Genomic DNA, 22436 nt, shown 5'->3' on the forward strand with positions numbered 1-22436 from the left:
AGGGGCCCCTATTTGCCCGGCCCGCACCGCCGTGCAATCGTTCGCCCCTGCATTCGGAAGGGGGGATCCGTCTTGCGCCTGCTCATCGTCTCGTACGCTTTTCCGCCCGTCGGCGGCGTCGCCGTCCAGCGCGTCACCAAGTTCGCGAAGTACCTGCCCTCGTGCGGCGTCGAGACCACCGTGCTCACGGCGGAAAACCCGTCCGTCCCCATCCGGGACGAGAGTTTGCTCCGCGACGTCCCGGCCGAAGTGAAGGTCGTCCGCGCCCGGACCCTCGAACCGAGCTACGAGAAAAAGGCTGCCGTCTGGCGCGGCGCTGCGTCGAAGGGCCGCTTCTCCGGCGCGCGCCGTGTCCTCGCGCGCCTTGCCTCCGCCGCGCTCGTCCCGGACCCGCAAATCCTGTGGCTCCCCGCCGCCGCGGCCGCGATTCGCCGCCTCTCGGCGAACGTCGACGTCGTCCTCGTCAGCGGCCCGCCTTTTTCGCCTTTTTTGCTCGGCCCGCTCGCGCGTGTCCCGTTCGTCCTCGACTATCGCGACGAATGGCGCACCGCGGCCACCTATGAAATGCACGGCGGCCCGCTCCTCGCGCGCGCGATCGACACGATCGAACCCGCGCTCGTCCGGCGCGCCGCGCGAATCCTCACGGCCACCGAGGACTTCCGCCACAACCTGCTCGCGCGTTATCGCGACCTCGACCCGCGCCGCGTCATCACGCTGACGAACGGCTACGATCCAGACGACTTCGCGCACATCCTCGACGCGCCTCCGCCCCGGACCTACGCGCCCGGCCGCAAGCTCGTCGCGACCTATGCCGGCACGACCTTCTGGCATACCTCGCCGCGTGGCCTCTTCGCGGGCTTGCGCCTCCTCGCGGAGCGCGCGCCTGCCCTTGCGAACCTCTTCGACATTCGTTTCATCGGCCGCGTCGTCGATACCGAGCGCGCCGTCTTCGAGGAAAACCCGCTCCCGATGGTCCGGCATCTCGGTTTTCGCCCGCACGACGAGGCGCTCTCGCTCCTCGCGGAGAGCCACCTCGCGCTCGTCATCGTCGACGACATCCCGGGCAATGCGGCCATTTATCCGGGGAAAATCTTCGACATCATGGCGGTCGGCCGGCCTTGCCTCGCGCTCGCGCCCGAGGGCGCGCTCTCGCGCCTCGTCGAGCGACATCGGCTCGGCCTCGTCGTGCACCCGCGCGAGCCCGCCGCCATTGCCGCGGCGCTCGAGCGGATTGCGCTCTCATTTCAGCGCGGCGAGCCGCTCCTTCCTTCCCATCCTGTCGGCCTCGAACCTTTCCACCGCCGCGCCATCGCTGGCCGCCTCGCCGAGGTGCTCCGCGACATCGTCGTTCCGCAGGGACAAACGAGCGCGTCCTCGGCCGCCTAACGAGCGGAGGAGGCGATTCGTTCGAGCACCGCAGCCAGTTCCTTCGGGTGGCTGATCATGGGGAACAAGCCGGCGGCGACCTCGTGAAACTCGAAGCCGTCCGCCCGCGCCTTTTCCACGAAGTGAGCGATCGGATCCGTCTTGAAGAACGCGATCAGATCGTCTCGCGCCGTGCCGAGCACGTAGGCGCGGGGCATCCGGGGCTCGCCGTGCGCGAGCACGATCGGCTCTTCGAGGCATTTCATCGGATGCGGCGAGAGCCTCGGCCCCACCCAGGCCCGGTCCGCGGGATCGTAGATGCCCATCGCCTCGAAGGGAAATGGCGGCAAAAGCCGGGGCCCCTCGTTGCCCGACATATCATCGAGCTTGCCGGCCGTCCCTCCGCCGAATGCGCCCATCGCATTGCGCCCGTTCGTCGGCACGTGCCCGTTCACGTACACGAGCCGCGCAATCCGCTCCGGCACACGGTCCGCGACGCCGGTGATGACCATCCCGCCGTAGGTTTGCCCCACGAGGATCACGTCACGGAGGTCCTCGTACACGAGCACGTTCGTGATGTCATCGATATGCGTCGACAAACCCACGTGCGGGCCGAGCAAATGTGAGCGCTCGCCAATGCCCGTGAGCGTCGGCGTGAAGACCGTGTGCCCTGCGCGTTCGAGCTCCGAAGCGACGCGCCGAAACCCCCATCCGCCGAGGAAAGGGCCGTGGACCAGGACGAACGTCGCCGTCATCTCGCGGCCTCCACCTTGGGTTTTTCGCACAGGCTCGCGCGTTTTTCCTGACAGGCGAGATCGTTCGCGCGTCCGTCGCTCGGGAGCCACTCCGCGCAATCCTCGTCGCCGAGGTTGTTCGGCTCTCCGCTCCGCCATGGCGGCGCGCCGACCGGCTCGCCCGAGGCCCACCGGAAGTCGTCTTCTTTCGCCGCGTCCGAGAGCCCGATCCACATCGACCCGACGTCGATCTTCGCACCGATCGCCGCAAACAGCGCGTCGTTCTCCTCCGCCGACTCGATCACGGCGAGGTCCCCGCCCGATTGCGCGCACCGCGCCTGCGCATTTTGCCACGTCGCGGCATCTTGCAAACAATACTCGCGCTTCCCGACGACGAGCCGCGCGCTCTCGGCGCACTTGAGCGCGCCTTTCGTCCCCGCCGGCGATCGGCTCTTGCAGAGCGCCATGCGCGGCACGAAGCAATCGACGTCGTTCCACCGCCCGCTCCCGAGGAGCCACGAGCCGCAGTTCTCCGCGCCGCCGTCGTTGTTCGGCTCGCCGCCGTTCCACGCGAAGAATCGTATGGGCTTGGCGTCGGGGCCGAGCCACCGCCCCTCTGTCGGCTCCACGAGCCCGAGCCACACGTTCTCGCCGCTGACGGGCGACACGATCGCCGCGCGGATCACCTGCACTTCGGCCTCGGACGTGATCGACGCGAGGTGCCCGCCGTGCTCCTCGCAATGCCGCTCGGCATCCGGCCACGATTGCAGCTCCGTGAACACGCAATACGTGCCCGTCGCGGCCACGATTTCCTTCCCCCTGCCACACGAAAAAGGCGGAAGTGGTTTCGGCGCGCCGTCCGCCACTTCGAGTTTCGGTTTTTCGGGGGCGGAAGCGGAAGCGGACGCCGAGGGAGTCGCAGAAGCGGATTCCGCGCCTCGTGGCGTCAGCGCCTCGTCGGGGTTCGATACGATCGTCGGACCCGGACCGCAGCCAGCGAGGGCGAGCAAAACGACAGACCACGACGAACCGGACGTCCGCATGGTCCGGATCGCATCAGCCCCCGGGCCTTCCTGTCAAGGCATTCACGCGCTCTCGGTGCGCGCGAATCGCTTCGTGCCGAGGGCCACCAGGATCCCGAGCACCAGCGTCACCCCCGCGAACAAGAACTCCGGCTTCTCTGCGCCTGCGAGCAGCGCCACCGATCCCGCGGCGCCCACGATCGGAATGATCTTCCCGCCCGGCACCCGGAACCCCTTCGATTCGCCGTCCTTTTTCCGCAAGACCGGCACCGCGAGGCACGTGAACAGATACTGGATCACGATCGTGATGTTCGACATCCCCACGAGGCGCCGATAATCGAAGAAAAACGCGAGCGCCGCCGTGATGGCCGTCGTCCAGAAGATCGCCACGTGTGGCGTCCCCCAGCGACCGTGGATCCGCGCGAGCGCCGCGGGCATGAGCTTGTGCGCCGCGATCGCCTGCGCGTACCTCGGCGACCCGAGCGCGCTGCCCGCCGTGAATCCGCCGACCGAGAGCAAGCTGCCGGCGACCACGATCGCGCCGATCGTGGGACCGATGAACCGCGCGGCGTCGACCAAGGGCTGCCCCGATTCCTCGCCGATCTTCGGGTACGTCGCGACCAGCACCGCCTGCACCACGATGAAGAGCAGCGCCGAAATCGACAGCGCTCCGAGCGTCCCGAGCGGCACGTTGCGCTGGGGATTTTGCGTCTCGCCCGCCGCAATCGGCGCGACCTCGAAACCCTGCAGCGGAAAGAGCGCGAGATACACTCCTTGCCCCACGCCGAGCGCGCCGAGCGGCAGTTTTCCCCCGAGCCGCGACGGATCGAAGAGCGACACCGCCACCACGAGGAAACACAGGATCGCGCCGATCTTGCCGAGCGTCATCGCGTTCACGACCCACGCGCCTGGTTTCACTCCGAAATAATTCACCACCCCGAGCGCCACCACGACCGCCGCGGCGATCGCGGACCCCACGATCGGCGCGCGGATCCCCACGAGCTCCACGAAGAGGCTCGCGTTCGCCGCCCAGCTCACGAACGTGTTCGCCCAGCAAAACCAGCCGACGAGGAAGCCGGCCCGGTCGCCGAACGCATTGCGCGCATAGAGGTACGTCCCGCCCGTGTCGACGTGCCTGCCCGAGAGCTCGGCGAAGCAGAGCGCCACCGGCATCAGGAGCAGCGCGCAGAGCGCGAAGGAGAGCGGGGAAAACCCGCCCATCACCCGGTGCATGTCGTCGGGCAACGCGAACACGCCCGATCCCACGGTGGCGTTGACCCCGATGCAGAGGACGTCGAACAACGTGAGCCTGCGCCGCAGGGAGGGCGCCTGGACTTGGGTCGAGTCGCCGAGGGCGGAGACGCTCATGATGCGGACCCCATGCAGGAGGAGACGATCGAAGCGGGGCCAACAGTCTAGGACGCGCGGGCCGCGCGAAGCAACCCCTTCGATCGTCCTTCGGCTTGACGTTCCCGGTAAAACCCTTCATCGTGCGGGCACAGGAGGAATCCGGCATGAACGAGCGAGCCGACTGGTATTATCACCGCAAGGGGTGAACCTCGTGCACCCGAGCGCGGGAGTTTCTCGCGCAAGAAAATGTGGCGATTGGAGAAATGGCCGACGCGGGCAAGCTCAAGCTTGGCGAGGAGGGCGCGCTCGCGCTCGCCCGGCAGGCCGAGCGCGTCGTCGCGGTGAAAGGAAAAAAGCGCGTCACGCTCGACATGCGCGCGCGTCCGCCCGATACAGAGGTGCTCGGGGCCATGCTCGGGCCGACGGGCGGCCTCCGGGCCCCGACGATGCGGGTAGGACAAACGCTCGTGGTGGGCTTTGATCCCGAGATTTACGCCGAGGTCCTCGGGCTCGGGAAGGGGTGAGCGGGCAGGATCAATCCGCCAGGTTGCCCATGCCCATGCCCGAGAGCAGGTGCTTCTGGACCTCGGCGTGCGCTTTGTTCAGCGCCTCGGTCGCCTGCCCCGAGATCGGATCGACGACCACGCGCGCGGGGCGGCTGCCCGCGGGCGCCTCGACGAGCGCGAGGACCGCGTCCGCCACGAGCTGCGGGTTCGGCACGTTGTCGCCTGAGAACATCTGCTCGAAAGACTTCGCCATCATCTCCACCGCGTTCGCGAACGGCCCGTAGCCCTTCGCGCGCTCCTGATCCCCGCCCACGGCGACCTTCTGGCCGAATTCGGTGGGGAACGCGCCCGGCTGCACCAGCGCGAGCTCCACGCCGGTCGCTTTGAGCTCATAACGATAGGCCTCGCTGAGCGCTTCGAGCGCGAACTTGCTCGACCCGTAGGCGCCCATGACCGGGAAGATCACGCGCCCGAGGCCGCTCGAGATCTGCACGACGAGGCCCTTGCCCCGCGCGCGCATCGACGGAAGCGCCGCGCGGAGAACGCGGTGCGGACCGACCACGTTCACGTCGTATTGCCGGAGGAGCTCCTCGCTCGTCAGCGTCTCTTCGAGGCCGAGCGACGCGTAGCCGGCGTTGTTCACCACGACGTCGAGGTGCCCGGCCTTTTCGAGCGCCGTGGCCACGGCCTTGTTCACGGACGCGTCGTCGGTCGCCGCCATCTCGAGGACGTGCACGCGGCCCTCGCCGGCCTTCGTGAGCTCCGCGGCGGCCGTCGCATTGCGGCCCGCGATGTCGCGCATCGTCGCGAAGACCGTGTGGCCCTTCTTCACGAGCGTGAGCGTGATGAGGCGGCCGAAGCCGCTGTTCGTACCGGTGACGAAGACGTTCTGGCTCATCGGGTTCTCCTCCCAACGGGAAGGGCGCTAGATAATCACAGCACCGCCGCGTGGGAAGGGGGCGACCCGTCACCGAGCAAAAAATCGAACCTCAATCTCCGTTTGGCTGACCCATGCGGAGCGGGCCGCCGCGCGCGGTCGACCAGAGCAGGCAATTCTCGGCCGATCCGGGCACCGTGAACACATCGAGTCCGTGCTCGAAGGTCTGCACGAAGATCTCGACCTGCCCATCGCCGTCGAGGTCGCCGACCGCGGGTGCCGCGGGCGCGCCATTGCCATTTCCATTTTGCTCGCCCGTGTTGTGGAGCGGCACGTCGTGGAGGAGCGTCCCGTCCGCGCCGAGGATCACGAGATACCCCGAGTCGAGCTCGTTCGGATCGCCGTACGTGGCGAAGATGAGTTCGGGCGAGCCATCCTGGTTCAGGTCCGCGACGGTCACCTCGGTCGCGAACATGATCGACTTTCCGTGCGTGTAGTTGAATCGCCAGATCTGCTTCGCGTCCGCGCCGAACGCATACACGAACCCGTCGTTGAACGGCGCCACGATCTCGGGTTTGTCGTCGCCCTGGATGTTCACCGTCGTCGCCGTCGGGATGCCGCCCGGCGGATAATACCCCTCCACCTGAATGGGTTTTTCCCCGCGCGGCAACGTCTCCCAGCCGGGCTTGCGCATCGCCGAGCGGCTCCCGTCACCGTGCGCGCCTTCGAGCACCATGATCGCATAGCCTACCGTCTCGTACGGCTCGTTTTTCTCGATGTTCGGTAGCCCCAGCACCTCGTTTTTCCCGTCTCCATCGAGGTCGACCACGTTCGGCGGCGACGCGGTCCACTGGAGCCACTCCGCGAACGACGGGTGCGGCCACTCGCCCGTGTGCAGATTGTAATGGTCCGCCTCGATCTTCGGATCCGCCCAGCGGATGAACTGACCCCACGTGAGGCGTTGTCCCTCGAATTCGTTCGCGCGGTTCGTGAAGAACGGCGCGGCGTCGATCGCCACGCCGTCGTGGTTGAAGGCCTGGATGTGGTGGTTGTCGTAGGTCGCGAGCACCTCGAGCTCCGGGTCGTCGTCGATGTTCCCGACCGCCACGTTGAGCCCGTAGCAGCCATACCCGGAGTGCCCCATCCCATTGCGATCCGCGTCGTTCCCGGCGCCCGTGAGGGGATTGTATCGAGGCCACGCCGGAAAACCGAGCCCCGCCGGTTGATGGAGCGATCCATCGGCGCGGAACACGAACACCTGCGCCCCGCCGTCCTCCGTGCTCGCGGTTTGCGTCGTGGTCACGACGATCTCGAGCACGCCGTCGCCGTCGAGATCACCGGCGGCCATGCCGCGCACCTCGGGCGCGTTGTTCGCGGTCGTCGTGCTCGCGGGGAAACCCGCCTTCGGCACGAGCGCCTTGTCCTTCCATTCGTACGCCCAGACCTCGTGATCGCTGCCGTACACGATGTCCACGAGCCCGTCGCCTTCGAGGTCCGCGACGATGTGCGGGGCGTACACGCGTCCCTCGCCTCCCTCGGCCTTCGCGAGCACCTTGCCCTCCGCGTCGTGGACGAAGACCGAATAATAGGCCGCGATGAGCTCGCGTTTTCCGTCGCCGTCGAGGTCCCGCACGACGGGCGAGGCGAACCAGCTCGTCTCGCCGGGAAGCGTCATCTTGTATTCGGGCGCCATCACTTCGCCCTTGCTTTCGCCCTTCTCGCACGTCGTGTTGCGCGTCCCGCCGGTCGTGGAGCCCCCGGTCCGGCCCCCGGGGCCGCCCTCGCTGTCGCCGCAGGAGGCGACCGTGAGGGAGAGGCCCGAGGCGAGGAGCAAGAAGAGGAGGGGTTTGCCCCGCCGGGACATCGAGCGATGGAATGAGCGCATGTGGGTCATGTCGTCCTCGTCGCGCAAAAGAAAGGTGCCGCGTCCGCCCCCAGCGGCGGCGGGTCCGAGGATATCAAACTTCGTCCGGTCGTGGTAAGGTCGCCTCGTGCGACCCCGGTGAGCCATGCGCGCGTCTGCCACGGAAAACCGAGCTTCACGAACCCACGAGAGCCGCGCCGTCTGCGCGCTGCTCTGCCTTCTCGCGCCCCTCGTGCTCGGCGCTGCGTCGGCCGACGAGGCTGCGTCCTCGCCTCCGGCCGATCCTCTGCCCGAGCTCCCGCCGCCGCCCGACCCCGTGGCGGCGCCGTCCGCGCCCGCCGCGAGCAATGCCGCGCCGCGTGAGCGCTCGACGGTGGAGATGGCGCGGCTCGACGCGGGCGTCATGTACGTCCGCGGCCTGAAAATGCTGGGGTTCGGGACGCTCGCGCGGTACCAGGTCCTCGTCGGCGTCATCGACCTCGACGTCGTGCGTTTCCCGCACGAGCGGCTCGGCTTCGAGATTCACCTGAACGGCGGTCCGATCGGATTCGACGAGAATGCGCAGGTCGAGATCGGCCTCTCCGGCGCGGGCCTCGTCGCGCCGCTCCGCTGGAAGGGCCGGGCGCCGGGCTCGTTCGTCCTCGGCGTGGGCGGCACCTTCGAGTACGGCCGCCCCGTCTGGCTCGAACCAGGCTATCACGGCGCGCCTTTCGGCGTCGCGCGGTTCCGAATTTTCCCCACGGAGACCGTTGGACTTCAAACGAGCTACCGCTTCGTCCCGATCACCACGAACGAGCTTGCGCTCCAGGAGCACGACGTCGAGCTCGGCGTGAGCACGGGGCTCCTGCAGGTCGGCGCGCGCGTGCGGGTCGACGAGGTGCGGGGCGGCGATCCTCTGAGGCTTTATCGATCGATTGGCGGAGGCGTCTTCGCCGGGCTCGTGGTGTTCTGATGAAGATGCGCGCGCTCCCGATCGTCGTCCTCGCCCTCGCGACGCTCGCGGGTTGCGAGGACGAGCCCGTGCGCTCGACCGACGTCTCGACGCTCGACATGCTCTTTTCTCTCGACGCCAGCGACGAGGGAAACGGCGCCACGGTGCGCGTGCGGATCTCGAGCCCGGTCGGTGAATTGCGTTTGTCGGATGGTGACACCCTGCGCCTCAGCATGGAGGGAACACCGCTCCCGCTGCGCGAGGTGGAAGAAGACGATCGCCCCGTCTACCTGGCCGAGATCGAGGGTTTGTCGGGGGATATCACGTTCGACCTGGAGCGCCGCGCGGATCGGAGCATCATCGGCCGCGTGATCCCCGTGCCGCCGCCGATTGGGCTCTCCGCCGAGCCGCTCATGGGGGATGCTCCGCTGAAGCTCACCTGGAATGCGGCGCCCGAGGGCAACCACGTGCTCGGCCTGGCCGCCTCTGGCACGTGCATCAAGCCGCTCGGCCGCACGTTGCCGAACGACGTGGGCCAATACGAAATTTCCCAGGCCGAGCTCGTGCCCGCGAATCCGGCCATGCCCGGCCCGTGTCCGCTCCAGGTGACGCTCACGCGGACCGCGACGCTCCAGGAGCCGATCGCACCGCCGGCGACGCAAGTCGGGCTTTACGCGTGGTTCGTGCTGAGCCGCACCGTCGAGGTGACCTGGACGCCTTGAGGGCGACTCAGCGATCGGCGACGATTCCCCGGAGAATGGGCGGAAAATCCTCGGGCCGGACGCCCTCGGTCACGAGCGGCCGGCTGTTCTGCGAATTCCAGAAGAGCACGACCTTCCCCGCGAGGCGCGTTGCGTCGTCGAGCAAAGCCGCGAGGGTTTTTCCCGTATAGGTCGGTTCGAGCGCCATCCCTTCCGTTTCCTGGGCGAGCGTGATCGCCCGTTCTCCTTTTCGTGTCGGCGCGCCATAACCTGCGCCGAGATGGTTCGTCGCGAATCGCACGCGGGCGCGGCCGAGGCGCACGTCGGGGAAGGTCGGATCGAGCGAACGCGCGAAGGCCACGGTCTCCCGGGCCATCGCGAAAAACCGCGCCTCGCTCGACGTCTCGGGGCTCGACGTCCGCACGGCGACGACCTCGGTCCGGAGCCCGGAAAGCTCGAGCCCGAGCGCGAGGCCGACCGCGCTGCCCATCGTACCCATCGCGAGATAGACACAATCGGGGAGAGGGCAATGCCCGGCGCCAACCTGCTCGGCAAGCTCGAAGCCAGCATTGACGAACGCGAGGTTTCCGAGCGGGGAAGATCCGCCGGGGGGCACGAGATACGGCGCGCCGCCTTTCGCCGCCTTTGCCGTCCGTTTCGCCAGCGCCTCGGCCTCTGTAACCCCGCCGATCACGACCCGGATCGAGGCCCCGGCGCGCCGCGCGGCGAGCAGGTTTTTCCGGACGTACGGGCTCGGCGTCTGTGGGGCGAGCAGCAGCGTGACCGCAAATCCCTGCGCCGCGCCGTACAGGGCCGTCGCGACGGCTTGATTCGAACCGAAGGCGCCAAACGTGACGATTTCGCGCGCGCCTTTCGCACGCGCCTCTGCCAGGAAAAACTCGAGCTTGCGTGTCTTGCCTCCGCCGTATGCGGCGCCGGCGAGGTCGTCCCGCTTGACGTGGAGTCCCGCGAGCCCGGCCTTTTCACCGAGCTTCGCAGCGCGCTCGACGGGCGTGGGCAGAAGGCCGAGCGGAAGGCGCGGCAGGTGGGGCGCGAGGCCCGGATGGGCGCGGAATAGGGGAGGGAGGTAATCGGCGGGCGCGGAAGCGGAGGCGGGAGCAGACGCGGAAGCGGGAGCGGCGGCGGAAGTGGGAGCGGAAGCTGCGGCATCGGCGGTGTTTTGCGTCCGCTGCTCACACCCGACGAGCGTGCCGAGCGCGAGGGCCGAGAAGGTGCGTCGGTCGATCTTCATCCGTCGACCCTCAACGCCCGCGGGCGGGTTTTCCAACCCGGGGGCATGTGTTTTTCACGCGTGCCTCCCATAGAACCAGCCTCGCTCACGCCCGCGCGAGGGCCACCGAGATTGCCGCGTCGGCAAAGGCTCTTGTCGCCTCGCCGAGGTCCCCCGCCGCCCGTGCAGCTTCGAGACGCGAATAGGTCGCCGCCATCGCTCGCAATCCGACGTTCGCGAGCGCCGGCGCGAGCGGCGGGATCCGGGCCGAAAGCACGCCGTCCTGCGCCAGCGCGTCGAGAGCGGATTCGAGCCGCCCGAGCGCGCCGCCGAGCAGGTCCGGAGCCTCGGGCGCGGCGAGCGGCAGCGCGGGGATCGGCGCGGCCGGCGCGAGATCCGGGATGACGACACGAGTCGTGCGCCACACACAGATTTGGGGGGTACGGTGGGGTGAGGAGCGACCAGACGCAGGGTTGACCAGTGTTCGAAATCGCCGGGTATTCCACGGACGAGCTGCTCTTCGAGGAGGGCCAAACGGCTCTGTACCGAGCGCATCGGCAACGAGATGGGCTGCGGGTGGTCCTCAAGACGCTCCGCCGCGAGCGCCCCACGCCCGACCAGCACGCCAGGCTGAGGCACGAATACGAGATTTCCCACGATCTCGACATCCCGGCAGCCATCAGGGCCTACGCCCTCGACACGTCGACGGCTCGACCCGTGCTCGTCCTGGAGGACGTCGCAGGCGTGTCCCTGGAGCAGCTCCTCGGCGAGCCTATGCGGGAAGATCGCTTCCTGTCGCTCGCGGCGCGGATCACCGGCGCCCTTTCGGAGCTGCACGCACGGCAAATCGTGCACCGGAGCATCAGGCCCGGCTGCATCTTCGTCCTCGGGGAGGACGGCGACGTGAAGCTCGGCGATTTCAGCCGCGCGTTCGTCCTGCGCCACGATGAGGGCCCCGTGGCGGAGTCGCAGGGAATCGCAGGCGCACTGCCATATATGTCACCCGAGCAAGCGCGACGCGCGACGCGCGTGGACGGTCGCGCGGACCTTTATTCGCTGGGCGTCATCTTCTACGAAATGCTCACCGGAGCCCTGCCATTCTCGGCGCAAGATACGCTCGAGTGGATCCACTGCCACATGGCCCAGCAGCCGAGAGCCCCGGCGGCGCGGGTCCCCACGATTCCCGCGATCGTCTCCGACATCGTCCTCAAGCTCCTCGCCAAGGATCCCGAAGACCGCTACCAGAGCGCGCGGGGGCTCGAGGCCGACCTCCTGCGCTGCCTCTCGCAATGGCAGGAGCAGCAGCGAATCGAGCCTTTTTCTCTCGGCGAGATCGATGTCCCGGAGCGCCTCCGCCTCGCGCGGCGCCTCTATGGCCGAGACGCGGAGCTCGCCGCGCTGAAGGCGGCATTCGAACGCGTCGCCCTGCACGGCCGGCCTGAGCTCGTTCTCATCAGCGGCTTCTCTGGGGTCGGGAAATCGACGCTCGTGGGGGAGCTGCGCCGCTCCGTGATACAGCGAAACAGCTTCTTCGCCGCCGGGAAGTTCGACCTCGTCATGCGCGAGCGGCCGTATGCCATTTTCTCCCAGGCGCTCGGGGAGCTCGTCCAGAAGCTGCTCGGTGAGCCAGAAAAGCAAATCCAGGCGTGGCGAAGGCGCATCCTCGACGCACTCGGCCCGAACGCGCGCCTGATGACCGAGCTCGTCCCCCGGCTCTCGCTCATCGTGGGCGAGCAAGCTACCGTGCCGGAGCTCCCCCCGACCGAGGCGCAGGGCCGCTTTCGCCGGGTGCTCTGGAAGCTCCTCGCGATCTTTGGCACCGCCGGGCATCCCCTCGTCCTCTTTCTGGATGACCTGCAATGGGTGGATACGGCCAGCCGCGAGCTCATCGAGCACCTCATGATTCACCCGGACACACAGCATCTGTCGCTCCTCGGCGCTTATCGGGACAACGAGGTTGGCGCGGCCCACCCGCTCGCCAGGATGATCGGCGCGATTACCGAGGCTGGGGCCTGTGTGCAGATGATTCACCTGGCTCCGCTCGACATCCCGCAGGTCGAGGCCCTGCTCGTCGACGCGCTCCACGCGAGCCGCGACGAGGTCGCGCCGTTGGGGAGGCTCATCCACGAAAAAACGGCCGGTAATCCCTTCTTCGTCAACCAGTTCCTCACCTCGCTCTACCACGAGGGCCTCCTCCGATTCGACGCGTCCGCGAGAGCGTGGCGCTGGGATACGGAGCGGATCCACGAAAAGGGGTATACGGACAGCGTCGCTGATTTGATGGCAGCGAAGCTCATGAGGCTATCGCCCGACACGCGCGACGTGCTCATGCTGGCGGCCTGCGCCGGTCATCAAGTCGACATGCGCACCCTCTCGGTGATCACCGGCGTCACGGAGGAGTCGCTCGAGCGCCTGCTCTGGGAGCCACTGGAGGGCGGCTTGCTCCTGCAGCGCGGGAATCTCGTCTCCTTCACCCACGACCGGGTGCAACAAGCCGCCTATGCATTGGTCCCCGCGGAGCGGCGCGGCGACATACACTTACAGATCGGCCGGCACTTGCTCCGGGAGGCGGGATCGCCGGCGGACGATCGCGCGTTCGATCTGGCGAACCATTTCAACCTGGGCGCCGAGCGCATCACCGACCCGCGCGAGCGCGAGACGGCCGCCGCTCTCGACCACGCGGCGGGCCGCAAGGCACACGGCGCGACCGCCTATGGCGCGGCTGCCGATTATTATGCGGCGGGCATTTCTCTCCTCTCGCTCTCTCCAGATGCCTGGGCCTGCCGCTACGACCTCATGTGGTCGCTGCACCTCGGCCGCGCGGAGTGCCGTTTCCTCGCCGGGAGCCCGGACGAGGCCGAGACGCTGCTCATGCCGCTGCTCGGCCAGGCGCGCTCGCGCTTCGACATGGCATCCGTCCACCGCATGCTCACGGAGCTGCACATCACGCGGTCTCGGTTTCCAGAGGCGACCCAGAGCTGCCTCGCGAGCCTCGCGCTCTTCGGGGTGCACATATCCCCGCACCCGAGCCGCGAGGAGGTCGATGCCGCCTATGCGGCCGTTTGGGTGGAGCTCGGCGAGCGCTCGATCGAGTCATTGCTCGAGCAGCCGCCGATGGTCGATCCAGACGCCCGCGCGGCCCTCGACGTCATGTCGAGCCTCATCGCTGCGGCCTACCAGACCGACGAGAATCTCCTTTACCTGCTCGCGTGCCAGATGACGCTGCTCAACCTGAGGGGCGGCGCCGCCCCCGCCTCCGCGCGCGGGTATTCCTTACTCGGGATGGTCCTGGGGCCCCGTTTCGGACGTTTTGACGAAGGCTACCGGTTCGGGCGCCTCGCATGCCAGCTCGCGGAGCGCCACGAGAACATGGCCTCCAAGCCAATGGTCATCAACCTTTTCGCCGATCACACGGAGTACTGGACCCACCACGTGCGTCATAGCGCTCGCCTGACCAGCGATGGCCTCGAAGCGGCCCTGCAACTGGGAAATCTGACCAATGCGTGTTATCTGATCTTCCAGATGCTCGCCATTCGATGGGAAGCATCCGATCCGCTCGACGAGGTCCTCGCGGACAGCGAGCGCCGAATCGAATACGTTCGCAAAACGCAGTTCTGGTACATCATCGACGGCATCGCCGGCATCCAGCTCGCCATCCGCCGCCTGTACGACCCGATGGCGCCCGGCCTCGATCCGGCCCTCGACGCGCCGGCCGTGGAGGCGCGCCTGCGCGCGCCTGTGCAGAGCGCGATGCGGAGCGTCTATTACATGCTGAAAGCCGAGTCGCTGCTCTTCGCGGGTGACGTCGAGGGCGCGGCGACCGCGGCCGGAGTGGCGAAGGCCGACCTCACTCCGGCGCGCTGCCATCGGTTTTTCCCGGTGTATCCATTCGTACGCGCATTGAGCCTAGCCAGGCTCGCCGGGCGCGCCTCGCCGGTTGCGGATGGCGCCGCGCTTGTGGAGGTGGCCGAGCATCAGCGGAGGCTCGCGGCGTGGGCGGCGCGCTGCCCGGAAAACTTCGCCCACAAGGCGACCCTCGTCGCCGCCGAGCTCGCTCGCCTCGAGGGGCGGAGCGAGGAGGCCATGGCGCTTTACGAGCAGGCCATCCTGGAAGCTCGGCGCCACGGGTTTGTGCAGTACGAGGCCCTCGGCAACGAGCTCGCCGGCCTTCATTACTTTGCCAAAGGTTATTCGACCATCGGTCGCGCCTACATGCAAGAAGCCCTGGACTGTTATCGTCGCTGGGGCGCGCGCGAAAAGGTGCGTCAGCTCGACGCGCGATTCCCGGCGCTCGACAAGCGCGCATCGTGCGATGGCGCCGGCGCGGCGCCTGAACGCGACGTGCAGCTCGATACGCTCACCGTGGTCAAAGCCACGCAGGCCATTTCGCAGGAGATCGTCCTGCCCAAGCTGCTCTCGACCCTTACGCGCCTCGTGATCGAGCACGCGGGCGCGCAGCGCGGCACGCTCGTCTTGACGAAGAACGAAGGCATGATGATCGCTGCGACGGCGGAGGCGGGGCAAGATCGAGTCACGCTCGTGCCGGGGGAACCGGAGCGCGCGCTCGAATCGCTGCCGATGTCGATCCTGCATTATGTCCGGCGGACCCGCGACAGGGTGCTGCTCGGCGATGCTTCGTCGCCGAGCCCGTTCGCGGCGGACCCCTACATTCTGCGCTGCCGTCCGCGATCCATCTTGTGCGCGCCGATCATCCGAAAAGATGCGCTCGTTGGCATGGCGTACCTCGAGAACAACCTCACGGCGCGCGCATTCACGCAGGACAAGCTCACCGTCCTCGATTTTCTCCTCTCGCAGGCGGCGATTTCGCTGGAAAATGCAAAGCTCTATGCCGATCTCCAGCAGGAGAACGCCGAGCGGAGGCGGGCCGAGTCCTCGGTCCGCGAGAGCCAGCAGCAGCTCCAGGCGATCATCGACAACACGAGCGCCATCGTGTTCATAAAGGATCTCGAGGGCCGATACATCCTCATCAACCGGCCGTTCGAGGAGCTCTTTCACCGGAACAAAGCGGATATCATCGGGAGGACCGATGACGAGGCCCTCGGCGTCGAGGAGGTCGAGACCTACCGCGCCAACGACCGCGCGGTGCTCGCGGCCGGCAAGCCCATGCAGCTAGAGGAGACGGTCTTCAAGGACGGCAGCAAGCGTACCTATCTCTCGCTCAAGTTCCCCGTCTACGACGCGACCGGGCAGCCCTATGGGATCTGCGCCATCGCGACCGACATCACGGAGCGCAAGCGCGGCGAGGAAGCGTTGCGCGAGGCCGTCCGGCTGCGCGACGAGTTTCTGTCCGTCGCGTCCCACGAGCTCCGGACGCCGCTGACCTCATTGCAGCTCGCGACGCAGCGCCTCCGCCGGCTCGTCGTCAAGGCGACGCTCTCACCGGAGACGGTCGGCGAGCTCGCGGCCGTCACGGAGCGGCAGGCCAAGCGGCTGGGCCAGCTCGTCGACGTGCTCCTCGACGTCTCGCGCCTTCAGACGGGGCAATTCACGTTGCACTTCGAACCCGTGGATCTGGCGCTCGTCGTGCGCGAGGTCTTGGTCGGGCTCGATGGGGATCTGACGCGGTGCCGATGTCCGGTGCAGGCGCAGCTCGGCGCGCCCGTCGTGGGCCAATGGGACAAGCTACGGCTCGAGCAGGTGGCCACGAACCTGCTCATGAACGCCATGAAATTCGGCGCGGGCAAGCCGATCGAGGTGGTTGTCTCCGCGAATGACGGCGAGGCGACGCTGGCCGTCACCGACCATGGTATCGGTATCGAGCCCGGGGCCCGCGACCGCATCTTCCGGAGATTCGAGCGAGCCGTGCCCGTCGAGCATTACGGCGGGCTGGGTCTCGGGCTCTACATCACCCACCAGATCGTCGCGAGCCATCGCGGCACAATCACGGTAGAGAGCGAGCCTGGCAAGGGCGCGACGTTCACCGTGCGGCTGCCGCGCGCCACGGAGGCGGCGACGGCGGCGCTCGAATAGACACGGGTCCAGGCGAAGCAGGGGGCGTCGAGCGCCGTTGTGCTGGTTGGATCTGTTTGCACACCATACGCAGCCTTCGTTATGCTGCATGCGTGTCCAAACCTATTTCTGTCTTTTGGAGCTCCGCCGGCGAAGCGAAATATATGGCCGACTACGAGGCCCAGTTGGCCGGGTGTTCGACGAGCTGAAGATCGACAAGGCCCGCGTTGCGGGGCACTCTCATGGCGGCTTCTTTACGACGCTCATCGCCATTTATGCGCCGGACCGAGTGGAGAAGATTGTCCCCATAGCGCCGGCGGGGTTCGCCCCGCTGTCGCTCGAAGTTTGGATGCGCATGCTCGCCTTCGCGATCATACGCACCGATTCACGTCGAGAGAGCTACATTCGATGGCTGTATGCCAAAGGCAGCCCTCGAAACGCGAGAATCGACGGTCACCTGGCCTTGGCCATGGCATACAGCAAACCGTCCGTAAAGGTGGGTGGTATTTCACCGACGACGAGCTCGGCAGGATCCGCGTGCCCGTCCTCTTCCTGGTCGGGCAATACGAAGGGGGTTTCGATCCAAACGCGGCCGTGGCTCGCGCGAGGCGTGTCTCGCGGGCGGGTTTTCCAACCCGGGGGGCATGTGTTTTTCACGCGTGCCTCCCATGAAACCAGCCTCGCTCACGCCCGCGCGAGGGCCACCAAGATCGCCGCGTCGGCAAAGGCTTTTGTCGCCTCGCCGAGGTCCCCCGCCGCCCGTGCAGCTTCGAGACGCGAATACGTCGCCGCCATCGCTCGCAATCCGACGTTCGCGAGCGCCGGCGCGAGCGGCGGGATCCGGGCCGAAAGCACGCCGTCCTGCGCCAGCGCGTCGAGGGCGGATTCGAGCCGCCCGAGCGCGCCGCCGAGCAGATCCGGAGCCTCGGGCGCGGCGATCGGGAGCGCGGGGATCGGCGCGGCCGGCGCGAGATCCGGGATGACGACACGATCCGTGACCACCGCGATCGGCTCGAGCACCCGCCCGCCGCGTGATTCACGCAGCCAGCCCGAGACGTAACGCGCCGACGGGAGCGCCTCCGCGAGCGCCGCGATGGCGCCGGGGGCAAACCATTCGTGCGCTCGTTCCACGCGCAGCCGGGCGCCCTCGTCCTCGATCCACCCCGACAGCGTTTGCCGCCCCGGCGACCACGACAAACCCCCTACACCTCCGTTCGTCGCGACGATCCGGAGCGCCGCCGTGCGGGCGCGCGGGCGCAGGAACGCGGGCGGTCGGGCCGTCTCGTCGGCGAGGAGCGCGCTCGGCCCGGGGAAACCGAAGGGCGCGGGGATGTCGCCCCACGCGCCGCGTTGCGGGATCACCGTGGTGTCCTTGCCCCGTCGGATCTCGATGGTACGTCTTGCCAAACGAACGAGGTGACGCGAGAGGACTTGCCCGCCCGCCATGACCCCGAGCGGCGTGCCCGCGACCGCGATCACGGAGGCTGGATCGACCTTGTCGGGAATCGCCACGCTCCAGGACACGACCGTGGCGCCGTCCCAAAAAAGCACTTCTAGCGATCGCGCCGTTCCCGCCGCCGAGAGCCGCGCGCCGAGCGAGAGCAAGCGCGCCCGATCGAGCGGGACTTCGAGCGGCTCGCCGAGGCCGAGCAATGCCGCGGGCTCGCCGCCGTTCCTCGCCGCCCGCACCCGCGCCCATCCTTCGGCGAGGAGCCTCCGTACCTCTCCGGCATCATGCAATGCCGAGCGAATCTCCCACGCCTCGCGCTGCGCCTCGAGGTCCTCGATCAGGCCGTCGAGCCAGGGGTATTCCTTCAATTGCGCGCGGACCTCCTCGCGCGCTTGCGCAAGCCCACGCGCGTCCGCGAGCCCACGCGCGAGGGTTCGCCCGAAGAGCCCCTCCACGTCGGCGAGCACGGCCGCTGGAATCGTGGGTTTCGGCGGCGGTCCGAGGCGCACCTGCACCGCGCCGCGCGCCTGATCCTCCGCAGAGAGTCGTTGAAATGCCCGGACCGCGAGCGGCACGTGCACGCACCGCGGCGTCGCACAATCGCACCGCGCGTGCGCGAGATCGGCCCCCGCCAAGAAACGCACGGTGCACCCGGAGAAACGCGCGATCGGCGGGTTCGTCCCGAGCTCGACTTCGACCCCCGCGGCCTCGGCGGCGTCCACGAGCGTCACCCGTTCGCCCAGCCAAACCAGAATCTCCTCGGCGGTGATCTCCCACGGCGGCCGTGTCTCGGTCCCGGCCGCCGCCGCGTAGGCGAGCACCGCGGCGATGCGATGCCGACAAACCGTCTTCGCTCCGCAGCCGCAGGGCGTGTCCTTCAGCGCTTTGCCCGGCAGGAGCCGCGTCGAAATGCCGTCCGGGAACGTTGCGACGACGACGCCATTCTCGTCCTCGTGGACCTTCGGCCCCTGGCCGGCCTCGATTTCGCGCTGCGCGCGCTTCACGAGGCCCACGTTTGCCATGGCGGCGAGCGCCTCGGGCGTCAGGGCCGCGAGATCCGCCCTCATCGCCGAATCCTCTCCACGAGCCAGCCGACGAGCTCGCGTGGTGTCGTGGCCGCCACGTGCGCGCCCGCGTCCGCGACCGCCTGCGCGACGCCGTGGTCGTACGCGCCGCGCACCTGATCGTCGAGGGATGCCGCCCCGAATACCGTGACCCCTTCGCCGACGAGCGCGGTTACCTCGCGGACGAGTTTGTCCGCTTGATCCTCGAAATCGGTGATCCAGAGCAGGATCGTGCGGTGCGGCATGTCCACGAGCTCCGCCGCGTATTGCAGCGCCTTTGCTCCATCGGTGCCGCCGCCGAGCTGCACGCGCAAAAGGAGCTCGACGGGATCGTCCACGTAGGGGGTCAGATCGACGACCTCCGTGTCGTACACGACGAGGTGCGAGCGTGTGGACGGGAGCTTCCAGAGGACAGACGCGAGCACGGCCGCGTGAATGATGTTGCGCGCCATCGAGCCGGATTGATCGACGAGCACGATGACCTGGTAGCGCGGCCCAAAGCGCCGGACGCGCGCGAAGAACTCGGGGCGCTCGATGAGGAGCCGCCGTTTGTCCGGGTCCCAGTGCTGAAGGTTTTTCCGGATGGTCCGGAGCGCGTCGAGGTTTCGCGTCACGCGGAAGCGCGAGCGCCGGTGCCGGAACGGCGTCGCGCCGAGCCGGTGCTCGATCTCGTCGCAGAGGCGTTTTTTCAAGTCCTCGACGACCTTGTCGACGATCGCGCGGGCCGTGTCGAGCACATGGGCATCCATGCGCGATTTGCAGCGCAGGATGGCCTCGACGAGCGAGAGCGAAGGCGTGACGTTCTCGAGCGCCTCCTTTCGCGTGACCACGTCGAGGATGTGATAGCGGTGCAGCGCGTCGGATTCGAGGCGCTCGATGGCCTCTTTCGGGAAGAGCTCGTGGATCGTATTGATCCAGTCGGGCACGTCGAGCGGGTGTTCGGGCCCGCTTCCGGGGCGGCCGCGCGCAATCGAGCGGTTCGCCTCGCCGTCGGTCTCGCGATCGTAAAGCCAGGAGAGGGCACGTTCGAGGTCCGCGGCCTCGCCCTTGCCGGCGCCCGCGTCCCCGAGCCCGTCGTTCCCGGCCGGTCCGAGGATCAGCCGCCATCGCGTTTCCGCGTCATATGTGCTCATTCGAGCACCCCGAGCGCGCGGCCCCACGAGAGCACCCGCGCGTCGAGCACGAGGCCGGATTGCAATACGTCGGCGGGGACGTCCCCGATCCAGGACGCATCCGGCCGTTTGCCCCAGCGCGCGGCGAGGAGCGCGCCGATCCGTGCGCGCTCGCCGGGAGGAAACCACGAAAAGGCGAGGCGCAATGCGGGCAGCGCGACGAGGAAGGCATTGTCGTCGAGCTTTCCGAGGGCCGCGTCGACCGCGCCGATGAGCCGATCGTCGCGCAGCGCGGGCCCACGCGCAAGGGCAAACAGCCCCGCGAGGTAATCGCCGAGCCGACCCTCCGACGAAGCGGAGAGCGCGCCGTCGATGGCCGAATCGACGGGCGCGGCCTCGGTGTCGAGGTACCAGATCGCGCCGAGCGCGGCGCCGCGCAGCATTGCAGGGGCAGCCCGGTCCGCGACCCTTCGCGCGAGCACGGCGCGGGTATCGTCCGGAGGGAGGTCGAGCGCCTCGCCATGGCGCAAAAGCTCGGCGAGCGAGCGCATCGCGGTGAGATCGGCCGGGAGCAGATCCGTCCCCTGAATGCCCGCCAGGAGCGAGAGCGACCGCTCGCCGGCCGCGCGCAGCACGGGCGAAAAGAGCGGCGCGCCGACGACCTCGAGCCATTCGCCGTGCCGCCAAAGGCCGAGGAGTTTTTCGATCGCGGGCCCGAGCGCGCTGAACGAGGGCGTGGTGGCCACCGCGTTCGCCACGAGATCGAGAATCTCGCCGGCGAGCTTCGTGAGCCCCACGAATGCGGCATCCCCAAGCGCGTCCACGCGCGCGGCGAGCGATTCGGCCGCGAGCAAGCGGTGCGAAAGAAGCAAGGAGACCGCGCCTTCGAGCGTCGAGCCCCAGCGCGAGGCTTCGATGATGGCCGGGTCCTGATCGGGCCGCCATACGAGCTTGAAGGCCTCGGCCATCCGCGCGTCCGTGCCCCACGCCGGGCCGTGAAGCCGAACAAACCCGGGGATCTCGAGGAGCCGCAATCGATGCAGGACCCGCAATCGCTCGCGATCCCCCTCGATACGCCAATCGAGCGACACGGTCTGCGGGTTTCTCGGCGGAGAGAGCCCTAGGCGATCGAGCGTCTCGTGCACCTCGCGAAGGAGCGGCGGTCGCTCCGTTTCGGCGGACAAACGGCCCACCCGATCCCCCGTGAACGTGCGGAGGAGCGTCGCCAGCGTCGGATGCAAATCGCCGGTCACGATGCCGCGCCGCGACCAGGGCGGCGGACCGGGGAGCGGCTCGCGGATGAGCGCGGAGAGCAGCCCGTCGAGCACGTCGACGCGTTTCGGCGTCTCGTGCCCGCGTAATGCGGCGAGCGCCCCGATCCCCGTGCGAACCGCGATATGATCGGCGACCGTGGGCCGTTGCGTATTCTTGCGCAAGGCTTCCAGGCTGCGATCGAGCATCGCCTCCGCCACGCCCGCGCCGAGGTTCCATTCGAGCTCCCACCACATCGGCGAGGGCATGCCGGCCTGGTATCCGGCGAAGGCATCCATGCGAGCATAGGTCCAGGGCACGAGGTGGCTCTGGCCGCCGAGCGGGGGCGTCGGAGAGACGGGCTCGGGGCCGCCGGGCGTGATGGAGGCGAGCGCGGGCGCATGATACCCGCCGCAAACGAGGACGACGTCGCCGCGCGTGAGTGCCCAGGAGGCATAGTCCCGCATGAATGCCTCGCGTGGCGCGTCGCGCTCGCCGGCCTCCGCGTCGCCGCGGATCTGCTGGAAATAGGCTTCGAGCGCGGGTTCGAGCTCCTCCGGGGAGCGGCCCTCGAAGAGGTGATCCCACAAGGCGTCGAGGTCCGACGTGCCGGTACGACGGCAAAGCGCCTCGATCGCTCGTTCGTATCGATCGTCCTCGTCGCGATACCGATTCTGCACGCCGACGAACGCCTTGCTCCACGAGGGCAAATCGCAGAACCGCACGGTTTTTCCGTGCGCGAACGCCCACCGGAGCGCGACCCACTCCGGGGAAAACGCGCAGAACGGCGTGAAGGACGAGGCCGGGCCGTCCTCGGTCAGGTAATGCGTGAAGATCGCGATGGGCGGCGTGTGGCCCCGCGCGAGCTCCGCCATTTTGACGTTCCAGTCGGACGGACCCTCGATCAGCACCACGGCCGGATCGATACGCGCAAGCACGGCCTCGACGAGCCGCGCGCACGCGGGGCTGTGGTGCCGCACGCCGACGACGTGGAGCGTTCCCGACACG

At 68.2% G+C, this 22436-nt stretch carries 14 protein-coding genes and 1 pseudogene; 5 read left to right on the forward strand and 10 right to left on the reverse strand.

All coding sequences use genetic code 11. The annotated features are described in order from the left end of the window. Positions 1-72: 72 nt before the first annotated feature. Positions 73-1386 carry a glycosyltransferase family 4 protein gene (locus KEG38_RS03855; protein ID WP_272417615.1) on the forward strand — a complete coding sequence of 438 codons (1314 nt, stop codon included), beginning with the start codon at positions 73-75 and terminating at the stop codon, positions 1384-1386. Here the strand turns inward: KEG38_RS03855 and KEG38_RS03860 are convergent. The 3 genes from KEG38_RS03860 to KEG38_RS03870 form a co-directional block, all read right to left on the reverse strand. Continuing rightward, complete coding sequence (locus KEG38_RS03860) at positions 1383-2120, reverse strand: alpha/beta fold hydrolase (RefSeq protein ID WP_272417616.1); 738 nt, start codon at positions 2118-2120, stop codon at positions 1383-1385. The two genes, KEG38_RS03855 and KEG38_RS03860, sit on opposite strands and share 4 nt — an antisense overlap. Next, positions 2117-2905 carry a C-type lectin domain-containing protein gene (locus KEG38_RS03865; protein ID WP_272417617.1) on the reverse strand — a complete coding sequence of 263 codons (789 nt, stop codon included), beginning with the start codon at positions 2903-2905 and terminating at the stop codon, positions 2117-2119. The genes KEG38_RS03860 and KEG38_RS03865 overlap by 4 nt, the downstream gene beginning before the upstream one ends. 279 nt (positions 2906-3184) lie before the next feature. Beyond that, entirely contained in the window at positions 3185-4489 is a 1305-nt protein-coding gene (locus tag KEG38_RS03870) for an APC family permease (RefSeq protein ID WP_272417618.1), read from the reverse strand. 200 nt (positions 4490-4689) lie between these two features. Between KEG38_RS03870 and KEG38_RS03875 the strand changes: the two are divergent. Further along, positions 4690-4995 (forward strand): annotated as a pseudogene (locus KEG38_RS03875) (ArsC family (seleno)protein); the annotation flags it as partial. A gap of 10 nt (positions 4996-5005) precedes the next feature. On the opposite strand, the gene KEG38_RS03880 reads toward KEG38_RS03875, so the two are convergent. Together KEG38_RS03880 and KEG38_RS03885 are read right to left on the reverse strand one after the other, a co-directional pair. Further along, positions 5006-5875 carry an SDR family oxidoreductase gene (locus KEG38_RS03880; RefSeq protein ID WP_272417619.1) on the reverse strand — a complete coding sequence of 290 codons (870 nt, stop codon included), beginning with the start codon at positions 5873-5875 and terminating at the stop codon, positions 5006-5008. Between the two features lie 91 nt (positions 5876-5966). Next, the gene (locus tag KEG38_RS03885) at positions 5967-7748 is read right to left on the reverse strand and encodes an FG-GAP repeat domain-containing protein (protein WP_272417620.1); all 1782 of its coding nucleotides are present in this window, start codon (positions 7746-7748) and stop codon (positions 5967-5969) included. Between the two features lie 115 nt (positions 7749-7863). Between KEG38_RS03885 and KEG38_RS03890 the strand changes: the two genes are divergently transcribed. Next, complete coding sequence (locus tag KEG38_RS03890; protein WP_272417621.1) at positions 7864-8670, forward strand: hypothetical protein; 807 nt, start codon at positions 7864-7866, stop codon at positions 8668-8670. Continuing rightward, positions 8670-9371, forward strand: coding sequence for a hypothetical protein (locus KEG38_RS03895; protein WP_272417622.1), 702 nt, complete (start codon positions 8670-8672; stop codon positions 9369-9371). Before KEG38_RS03890 ends, KEG38_RS03895 begins: the two co-directional genes overlap by 1 nt. Positions 9372-9378: 7 nt before the next feature. Here the strand turns inward: KEG38_RS03895 and KEG38_RS03900 are convergent, their stop codons facing one another. Both KEG38_RS03900 and KEG38_RS03905 read right to left on the reverse strand, forming a co-directional pair. Next, positions 9379-10602 (reverse strand): 1-aminocyclopropane-1-carboxylate deaminase/D-cysteine desulfhydrase, encoded by a 1224-nt coding sequence (locus KEG38_RS03900; RefSeq protein ID WP_272417623.1) that lies wholly within the window; start codon positions 10600-10602, stop codon positions 9379-9381. An 85-nt stretch (positions 10603-10687) separates the two neighbouring features. Then, a complete protein-coding gene (locus KEG38_RS03905) occupies positions 10688-11008 on the reverse strand; it encodes a hypothetical protein (protein ID WP_272417624.1) in 321 nt (106 codons plus the stop codon). A 53-nt stretch (positions 11009-11061) separates the two neighbouring features. Here KEG38_RS03905 and KEG38_RS03910 point away from each other — a divergent pair, with 53 nt between their 5' ends. After that, on the forward strand, positions 11062-16572 hold the full coding sequence (locus tag KEG38_RS03910; protein ID WP_272417625.1) for an AAA family ATPase: 5511 nt from the start codon (positions 11062-11064) through the stop codon (positions 16570-16572). Between the two features lie 663 nt (positions 16573-17235). On the opposite strand, the gene KEG38_RS03915 is transcribed toward KEG38_RS03910, so the two are convergent. From KEG38_RS03915 to KEG38_RS03925, 3 genes are read right to left on the reverse strand one after another with little or no spacing between them, the layout of a single operon-like run. Then, positions 17236-19068 carry a YehQ family protein gene (locus KEG38_RS03915; RefSeq protein ID WP_272417626.1) on the reverse strand — a complete coding sequence of 611 codons (1833 nt, stop codon included), beginning with the start codon at positions 19066-19068 and terminating at the stop codon, positions 17236-17238. Then, the gene (locus KEG38_RS03920) at positions 19065-20198 is read right to left on the reverse strand and encodes a VWA domain-containing protein (protein ID WP_272417627.1); all 1134 of its coding nucleotides are present in this window, start codon (positions 20196-20198) and stop codon (positions 19065-19067) included. Before KEG38_RS03920 ends, KEG38_RS03915 begins: the two co-directional genes overlap by 4 nt. Beyond that, the gene (locus KEG38_RS03925; RefSeq protein WP_272417628.1) at positions 20195-22435 is read right to left on the reverse strand and encodes a DUF5682 family protein; all 2241 of its coding nucleotides are present in this window, start codon (positions 22433-22435) and stop codon (positions 20195-20197) included. Before KEG38_RS03925 ends, KEG38_RS03920 begins: the two co-directional genes overlap by 4 nt. Position 22436 lies beyond the last annotated feature (1 nt).

Source organism: Polyangium jinanense (assembly GCF_028435265.1).
Taxonomy (GTDB): Bacteria; Myxococcota_A; Polyangia; order Polyangiales; family Polyangiaceae; genus Polyangium; species Polyangium jinanense.